This is a genomic window from Bacillus sp. P4_D3, from assembly GCF_056401855.1.
Map to the genome: position 1 here is coordinate 1 of NZ_JBFUIN010000711.1, position 1560 is coordinate 1560.

Here is a 1560-nt window from a genome sequence, read left to right on the forward strand (position 1 = left end):
CTGTTAATGCAAGTGGTAAGGCAATAAGTTCGTAATCGCCGTCTGCTACGTGATCGAGTACGACATTTTCTAAAATGTGAATTCCGTGTTTAAATAATTGATGATGTGCTGCTAGTTCTTTATCATCTAAAGGATCAACAGAGGGTACATCTACCCCAATTAAACGAATGCCCTTACTTGATAGAAAATCTGCAATATCAGCACGTAAATACGGGATTTTTTCTGGGAATTCTTGCGCTTTACCATGTGAAGATGTACGTAATAATAATCGCTCTACACCTTCTAATTTAAAACGTTCTAATTCCTTTTTACCGATACTCTCCAGCCCTGACACATCGATAACTCGTGCTGCGCCTACATATACGTGTATATCTAAATCCAACACCTTCTTACCGTCATTATCGAAATGAAATGGTGCATCAATATGAGTACCTGTATGGATACTCATCGTTAACTTTCCGACATTTACCGAACCACTGTCTTCTTTTGACCATGAAACTTCATACGAGAACGGTGTATCCCCTGGCCATGTCGCGATATCATTATTTAGCGGTTGTGAAATATCAATCCACTGCGATGTTTTCATGCTTACGCCACAACCTCTCGCTTATTTTCAAAGTTTTTATATTCTTCATTTTTCATAATTTTCTTTAAGATTTGTACAGAGTTCCATACTTCCTCATACGTATTGTATAAAGCAACAGGCGCAAGTCTAACTCCATTTGGAGCTCTAAAGTCTGGAATCACTCCATTTGCTTTTAACGCTTTACATATACGTGCCGCCTCAGCATGTTCTAAATAAATATGCCCGCCTCGTTTTTCATCCTCTAGCGGATTTCCGATTGTAAATCCCATATCATTTAACTCCAATTGAATTAAATCGAGCATATATCTTGTTATATGTAATGACTTTTCACGTAATCTTTCAATACGGGCATCTTTAAAAATTTCAAGAGAACCGATTAATGGTGCAATACTTAATACGTGAGGTGTCCCTATTTGATAGGCTCCAGCATGATCAGCCGCAGTTAATGAATGTTCCATATCAAACTGCTTATCCTTTCTAGAGCTAAACCAACCAGATAATCCTGGAAGTCTATCTAAATGGTTTTTATTCACATATAAACCTGCAACACCACCAGGACCTGCATTTAAATATTTATAATTACACCATACAGCGAAATCTACATCCCATTCGTTAAAATGATGCGGAATAGCACCGATTGAATGACATAAGTCAAAACCGATATGAATACCACGTTTATGAGCTTCAGCTGTTAATCGCTTCATATCGAGAATTTGTCCGCTTCTATATAGTACAGAAGGCAATAAAATTAAAGCGATATCATCTGTCATTGCCTGAATAATATCATCTTCAAAAAGTGTTCTTCCATCTCGACTTTTCACTCGTACTAAATGCTCATCTGGATCTAAGCCTTTTAAACGAATTTGACTTTGAAGCGCATAAATATCTGACGGAAATGTTAATTCATCCGCAAGAATTTTTGTACGTATTCCTTTCGGCTCATAAAACGTCGCAATAACTTGATGTATATTCGC

2 protein-coding genes are annotated in these 1560 nt (G+C 37.2%); both read right to left on the reverse strand.

Annotation, left to right across the window (positions count from 1 at the left end; genetic code table 11):
* Window positions 1-586 (reverse strand): arylformamidase (gene kynB, locus AC1DTM_RS25865; RefSeq protein ID WP_477001225.1); only part of this gene is annotated, 586 nt, incomplete at its 3' end.
* A gap of 2 nt (window positions 587-588) precedes the next feature.
* Window positions 589-1560, reverse strand: a 972-nt coding sequence (gene kynU / locus AC1DTM_RS25870) for a kynureninase (RefSeq protein ID WP_477001226.1), incomplete at its 5' end; no start/stop codon positions are given.